The organism is Methanococcoides methylutens (assembly GCF_000765475.1).
Taxonomy (GTDB): Archaea; Halobacteriota; Methanosarcinia; order Methanosarcinales; family Methanosarcinaceae; genus Methanococcoides; species Methanococcoides methylutens.
On sequence record NZ_JRHO01000001.1, the window covers coordinates 1 to 6,986 of the forward strand.

Annotated in this window: 9 protein-coding genes; 2 read left to right on the plus strand and 7 right to left on the minus strand. The window is 40.2% G+C overall.

The genetic code is table 11. From position 1 onward, the window contains the following. The coding region (locus LI82_RS00005) for a monomethylamine:corrinoid methyltransferase (RefSeq protein WP_048192924.1) at positions 1 to 574 on the minus strand (574 nt) is incomplete at its 3' end. Positions 575 to 591: 17 nt separating this feature from the next. Continuing rightward, on the minus strand, positions 592 to 1,245 hold the full coding sequence (locus tag LI82_RS00010) for a corrinoid protein (RefSeq protein ID WP_048192926.1): 654 nt from the start codon (positions 1,243 to 1,245) through the stop codon (positions 592 to 594). Positions 1,246 to 1,700: 455 nt separating this feature from the next. Here LI82_RS00010 and LI82_RS00015 point away from each other — a divergent pair, with 455 nt between their 5' ends. Continuing rightward, a complete protein-coding gene (locus tag LI82_RS00015) occupies positions 1,701 to 2,027 on the plus strand; it encodes a DUF4405 domain-containing protein (RefSeq protein ID WP_048192927.1) in 327 nt (108 codons plus the stop codon). On the opposite strand, the gene LI82_RS00020 is transcribed toward LI82_RS00015, so the two are convergent. From LI82_RS00020 to LI82_RS00035, 4 genes are all read right to left on the minus strand, one after another. Continuing rightward, the gene (locus LI82_RS00020; RefSeq protein WP_135607307.1) at positions 2,012 to 2,761 is read right to left on the minus strand and encodes a hypothetical protein; all 750 of its coding nucleotides are present in this window, start codon (positions 2,759 to 2,761) and stop codon (positions 2,012 to 2,014) included. The two genes, LI82_RS00015 and LI82_RS00020, sit on opposite strands and share 16 nt — an antisense overlap. Positions 2,762 to 3,090: 329 nt before the next feature. Next, complete coding sequence (locus LI82_RS00025; protein ID WP_048192928.1) at positions 3,091 to 3,501, minus strand: response regulator; 411 nt, start codon at positions 3,499 to 3,501, stop codon at positions 3,091 to 3,093. A gap of 9 nt (positions 3,502 to 3,510) precedes the next feature. Continuing rightward, positions 3,511 to 4,440, minus strand: a complete 930-nt coding sequence (locus LI82_RS00030) for a histidine kinase dimerization/phosphoacceptor domain -containing protein (protein WP_081955681.1) — start codon at positions 4,438 to 4,440, stop codon at positions 3,511 to 3,513. Next, the gene (locus tag LI82_RS00035) at positions 4,424 to 5,695 is read right to left on the minus strand and encodes an APC family permease (RefSeq protein WP_081955682.1); all 1,272 of its coding nucleotides are present in this window, start codon (positions 5,693 to 5,695) and stop codon (positions 4,424 to 4,426) included. The genes LI82_RS00030 and LI82_RS00035 overlap by 17 nt, the downstream gene beginning before the upstream one ends. A gap of 737 nt (positions 5,696 to 6,432) precedes the next feature. Here LI82_RS00035 and LI82_RS13495 point away from each other — a divergent pair. Then, positions 6,433 to 6,555, plus strand: coding sequence for a hypothetical protein (locus tag LI82_RS13495; protein WP_269078497.1), 123 nt, complete (start codon positions 6,433 to 6,435; stop codon positions 6,553 to 6,555). Here LI82_RS13495 and LI82_RS00040 read toward each other — a convergent pair. Further along, on the minus strand, positions 6,547 to 6,986 hold a 440-nt coding region (locus tag LI82_RS00040; RefSeq protein ID WP_048192929.1), incomplete at its 5' end, for a monomethylamine:corrinoid methyltransferase. The two genes, LI82_RS13495 and LI82_RS00040, sit on opposite strands and share 9 nt — an antisense overlap.

Consider the following 6,986-nt stretch of genomic DNA (forward strand, 5'->3'; position numbering starts at 1 on the left):
CTGCTGCGTTCTTGATAATCCTTGTTTCGGACTTTGCTGCGAGAACTTCGTATGGGCTGCCTGGTATAGGTGGCTTACCACGAACCGTCATCATAACACCATTTACAATTGTGTCAACTTCTTTCTCAAGTGCATAGCTCATGTGAACTGCAGAGAACACCTCTTCTGAGATAGGTGAGCCGGTTGGACCGCCCTGTACTATAGGCTTTCTCTTGTCGCCTACTTCTCTCTTCTTCATCTGTACTGCATCTCTGCCTGTACCGAGCTGGAATGCTGGCATTGGGTTGTTGATTGCGTCCCAGAGTTCGTCTTCTGTGTATTTGACGATCCTCTTTGTGTCTGTGCAGAAGATACCACACTCAAGGAGCATGTCGAAACCTGCCTTAAAGAGTCTCTCCATCTGGTCCTTGTCGGTTGGAACGAACTCGGTACCAAAGTCAAGGTTGTATTTCTGCTTGAGTTCCATTGCTTTCATTGGAATGGTCATCAGATCCCAGTCATCCTGGGTGCATTTCTCACCGTTCTGTGCACGGTCATAAAAATCAAAGCAATTTACTGATTTTGTGAATGTCATTTTAATTTCTCCTCAAATTATGCGCTCATAAGCTCAAGTGCTACTCTTGCTGCCTCTGCTGCATTTTCGGCTGTGCCGTCTGCACCACACTCAGCGATCCATTCATCTGTGACTGGTGCGCCACCGAACATGATCTTGACTTCGCCCCTGAGGTTCTCTTCTTCAAGTAACCTTACTACGTCTTTCTGGCCGAGCATTGAGGTTGTCATAAGTGCGGAACCTACAAGGATCATCTTCTTGCCCTTGTTCTTTGCAATTGCTTCAACAACATCTTCGTTTGGAATATCTGTTCCAAGGTCCATGATCTCAAATCCATTTGCACCGAGCATTGTTGTAACAAGACGGTGGCCGATATCGTGAATATCTCCTTCCTGTACGAATGTTACAGCCATTCCGACGCCTTCACCGGTCTTCTCTTCTGCGAGAACTGGCTCAAGGATCTCCATTGCGGCTTTCATTGCCTTTGCAGACATCATGATCTGTGGAAGGTAGATTGTTGCTGCTTCGAAATTGTCACCTACGATCTTCATACCTGGTGCAAGTGCTTCGTTGATAATGTCGAAGGCAGATATTCCTGCGTCAAGTGCTTCCTGTGTCATTGCTGGACATCCGTTAATGTCCTGGTTTACTATTGCATTTTTAAGTTTGTCAAAAAGTTCCTGATTTCCCATTTTCTTCACCTTTTGTAGTATTCACTTTGAATCAAGTCAATGCCAGATCATCACAGGCATTACTAAATAGAACACTGTCCTGAAACTTATATAACCTAGCCGATAGCGTTTTTTGAAACTGCATTAAAATATCACCTCACCTCCTGAACAGATGGTGCGAATATAATATGGCAAACCCCGGGTTATTTGACACCATCTTTCAAATGTATGTTTTAAGCCGAATTGATGTTGTGATCAAAAAGGACAAAGGCATTAAAAAAGACAAAACTAATATAACAAAAATGAAATAAAGTGAAGACGGAATATCGGAAAATATTGTTGTAGTGGCGTGATCTGTATTCAGGACAATTTATTATGTATGGAACCCTGCCCCTAAAAGATAACATTCTTTTGAAAGGACAATAATTTTTAACTATGGTCCCTATTTACAGTTACCAGATTAAGGGGGATAAAAATTGAACAGAACCAGAATAAATTATATTGTGGACCTCATACTTTTTCTACTTTTCATAATCGTAGCTTTTACAGGGTTTTTCATGTATCTTGTTATACCTGAGGGAATTCCACAGGGAAGGTATCAGGTCTATATGGGACTTACAAAAGCCACATGGACAATAATACACAACAGATCATCCATATTACTGACAGTTTTTGTGGCGGTCCATTTCATACTTCACTGGAAATGGATCACATGCATTAAAAGAAACTTGTTCGGGAAGGGTAAAAAAAGAAAGGATGAATATCTGTGTGAGGAAAAATCTTCTGATCAATTTGATTCCTGATCAAAATAATCATGGGTTGTTGATACAGAATTTATTATCACCTGCGAGTTCTCCTTTACGACGTACTCGCTCAGCCCAACATCGCTCTTCGGATCACCCCAATCGTATGTATATCCCAGTCTGGTCCATGGATACTCCTCATATGTTGTACTGTTAAGGGAATTAAACCATTCGAGATGTTCCTGTGAAACGTTCTCATGGAAATAAAGTTGAGCTTGCGTATCTGTGATCTCAGGGTCAGGAGCTGGTCTGAAAAGATCATCGGGCATCACCCACATTTCCACAAAATAGTTATTTCCATTATCATAGGGAAGACCTATAAGCTGCTCCAGCCTAACCGTTAGCTCATCATCCTGTATATCATTCTGCTGAACAAAGCCTTTCAGCTCAGGAATGACCATTACCCAGGTATCCCCCCACCATGTAGACACATTTACTCCGACAGGATAGCTCTCCGGATACTTTGTCCATGTTACAACAAGGACATATTTTTCACCCGAATCTTCCATCCATTGAAGTTCAGTATTCGACTCGGTTATAGGAACCAGTTCTTTGCAGATCTCATCCTCTTCAGCGATCATTGCATCCTCAATTGCAGACCTGTAGATCTGTTCAAGGTCTGTTACCTCAGGTGAAGATGCAACAGCATCATTATTAAGAAAGAATCCTGTAGATAGTAAAGCAAGCAATACTAATGGTATTGATAATATTAACAACAAATTACTTTTATTCATTTATTGGCCTTCCAATACATGTAATCCATATTCGAGATGTTTTAATATCTATCTGTTTTATTTATGCTCGACATGCCTTATTTAGATTTGAGAGATATTAAATTAGACCCACCTGATATCCGATTTAACATAGTGATGTTACTTTTTATTTAAGTTAATTTTCCAGTTAAAATAAAGTAGAAATTCTCTTAAGTTGTGTTTACACTTTTGATCGGGTCAAACTGATCATGAACCATTATTAATTTGGTCATTAAATGCTTTTGATCAAAAAATTAAAGTCCGGGAATAACAGCATCTTAAAAATGATATTATAGGGATGAGATAAGCTGTTATTCTATCCTTCCAGAAATTTCTTTTTGTTTTTCCTTCAGGTGCTTGTGTATCGCGATTTCAATGTTACTACTTAGATCTCTTTCTGTAAATGGCTTGAGTATGTATCCATAGGGTTCTGTTTGTTTCGCCCTTTCCAGGGTATTCTCATCGGAGTGTGCTGTAAGGTACACTACTGGTATTGAGAAGCGTTTTCGAATTTCATCGGCTGCTTCTATTCCATCCATGTCCCCTTTTAGCATTATGTCCATGAGTACAAGATCAGGAAATGTTCCTTCAACCTTGGTAATTGCATCCTTTCCTGTCGCAGCAACACCAGAAACGCTATAACCAAGGTTCATTAGCCTCTTTTTGATCACCATTGCCACGATGGCCTCATCTTCCACTACGAGTATCCTGGTAGATTTCATATTAACACCTCATCTGTTCTCACGGAAAGTTATCTTAAATTTAGTTCCATTGGTCTTGTCCAGTTCAATTTCACCATCGACCTGGGATGTCAGGTTCGTTACAAGCTGAAGTCCAAGAGATTCTGTATTCTTGAAGTCTATAGATTCCGGGAATGGGGTCCCTGTATTACTAATTATTAGCGTGAAGACATCATTATCTTTTTGGAAATCGATCTCTATGTCTCCTTGTTCACCTTTCCCAAAGGCATGTTGGAGTGCATTTGAGGTCAGTTCATTGATAATGATACCAAGAGGAACAGCTGTATCCATTCCCAGGAAAACATCCTCAACATTCAATATCAGGTTAACATTTTCCTTATCTACATTATATGAATGGAATAAGTGATCTGTCAGGTTCTCAATGTAATCACCAAAATCAAGGCTTACAAGATCCTTTGACTGGTAGAGCTTTTCATGAATCAGTGCAATGGAACGAACACGGTTCTCACTGTCCCTGAAGGAATCGATAACTTCCTGATACTTGAACTTAAGGGATTCAAGATAAAGCATTCCTGAAACTACCTGCAGGTTGTTCTTAATGCGGTGATGGATCTCTTTGGTACGCACTTCTTCCATTGCTTTTAGGCTATCTTCAGCTTCAACGCGTTCGGTAATATCAAGAATTGTACCCTGGAAGTATGTGATATTTCCGCCTTCATCCCGCTGGATGTACGTATCTTCATGTATCCAGCGCACATCTCCATTCTTTGTAACGATCCTGTAATCCCTGTGGAAATTCTTCTTCCCTTCATCTGCACAAGCTTGTAATTCATCCCATACTAGTTTACGATCTTCAGGATGTATTATATTACCATAGAGTACCTTGCCGGATGTAAATTCTTCAAGTGAATATCCAAATTGAGTAATGTTATCTGAAACGAATTCAACAGGATAGTCCAAAGATAAGGTTGTAGTTGTATCCCCAGTTAAGGGTAGACATGATCACAATGGCAAGGAAAATCGTAATGTATGCAATTGTTGGCTGCAGAGGACCCACAAACGGGCGGACCTTCTGGCTGTGCTCTGGGAATAACTTCCTAAAGCGGATCAGGGAAAATGGGATCATTACATAGCAGATTAGACCTGATATGATTGAAAAGGTGATGACCTGATCGAGGAAACCACTAAATGCAAATGCGATCGCGATAGGCATTGTGAAAATGACTGCCCTGTATGGAGTGCTGTAACGTGGATGCACGTCAGCGAACCAATTTGTCAGAAATTTATCCCTTGAAAGGGCAAACCATGACCGTGATGCGTCACAAACTGTACCGTTTGCGCTTGCAAGACAGGTGAAAAGTGTACCGATACCCAGAGCTGCAATGAGGAATTTTGAACCTGTTGCTGTTGCTGCTTCGAAGAGTGGGTACACTGAAGAACCGAGTTCTGCAGCTGGGATAAGACCTGAACATAAGTAGAGGGTCATACCAGAACCGAGAAGAAGGGTTATCATGCCTGCTTGCTGTCCAAGAGGAACTGCTCTTGTTGGATGTTTACATTCTTCTGCACACATTGCTGCTCCTTCGATACCAAGGTAGAACCAGGGACCAAATTGCAGAGCCGCAAAAATACCGATAAAACCGTTAGGCATAGCTCCTGATATGAGATATTCCGGATGCCATGTGCCGGCAAATCCGGTTATGTTGGCGAAGAAGAAAACAATAATAGCTATCAATGCAGTGAATGTGAGTGCAAAGTTAAGATTAAGAGCAGCCACGACTCCACGATAGTTCATAAATGTTAAGAATGCGATGATTAGCAAAGTAACCGGGAATGTTTGTATTTCCGGGAAGATCGAATTTGTGATGGATGCAACGACAATAGCGTCAGCAGCTTCCAGGGCAATGAATTCCATATATACTGCAAGGCCCACAAGTGCAGCTGCACCGGGTCCTACGAATAATCTTGCCCAATCATAAGGTCCGCCTGCAAGTTTAGTTGATGATCCTAGTTCACTAGCGCATAAAGAAACCATTACAAACATGGTACCTGCAACCAACAATGCAAAGAGTGAACCAAGTATTCCACCTTTTGCAACTGTGAAGTTCCAACCCATGTATTCGCCTACCAGAACAATGCCAACTCCAAGCGCCCATACGTGATAGGGCCGGAGTGTCTTTACGACACCATGTTCCGAATTTGTATTTCCAGACATTTAATTCTCCTTAAAAACCACAATTATTTTGAGACTTTACTGGCATCTAATAACATCCAACCTATCAAAACAAAACAGGTCAAATAGATGATTCCATTGATTATAGTCCATGTATCCATGTTCATGCACCTTTACTTTCTAGCAATCAATATTCTATGTAATCAGCACGAAAATCCTTAAAGGATAGATTACTCTTGATTTACTGAATTTCTGGCACAAATTACATTATGGTATTTATATTTTTTTGTTAACATATAACCGGAATTTGCTTGCCTAATTGCTAAATATATAAATATTATGCATTTGAATTTTTAAAAAAGGAGAAAATATCAAAAAAACAAAAGTACATTATAAAAAAAACAATATGCTTTGACATGAGTTAAAATTTAGTATATATATTTTGTGCACAACATAGTCAATTTTTATTTACTGTTTACAGAGAATGCCGCACACAATATTATTGACTATCGAAACCTTTGATCCCAATTTATCATAACTATAAAATTTTATAGGTCTAAATTATCATCAAACAGCATTTTGAGGATTTTTTAAATCGAATTTTATTTGATCTGAAAATATCATGATACTAATATAGGATTAAACAAGAAGTCCCTGTTCATTTCGTTTTAAGTACAATTAAAAATATGATATTATCAATGCTAGTAGCGATGGATTAGGGTTATGCCATTGAAAGCTTTTAGAATAACTATCCAATATAGCAATTAATTTATTGATCTGTGATCGCATCAGATAATGCAATATTTACAGAATCTAATATAGAAGTAGCAGAAAAGAAAAAAAGAATGCCAGCAGATCGTGCTGGCATAAAGGATCTTATTGAGATCTCAGACTTAGAATGAAAGACCGAACTCTTCGAGTTTCTTCCTTGCACCCTCATAGACCTTGACGTACTCGTCGGTTGGTGTAACGGTTGCAACATCGTAACATTCCTGGAAGGTCTTACCCTCAGGAGCATTTGCGTAGTCGCCTTCGTATGATGCTACAAGTTTGTCAAGTACAGCGTTGACGGAGTCAATGTCCATGCCTGCTGTTGCACGTGCGACTTCTCCCATCATCCTTGCTTCCATACCGGTTGTTTTGTCGGTGATGACACCCTTTGCTGCTGCGACACCTGAGAGGATCTCACGGCCGGATGCTGTGTCAGTTACTGACTGTGCTGCTGCTTCGAGGAGGCACATCTCGGTACATGGACCTGCACATGGATAGTACTGGTTACCGGTCATAAGGTCTGTGAACTCACTGATTGTTGCACATGCCCATCCTGCGATCT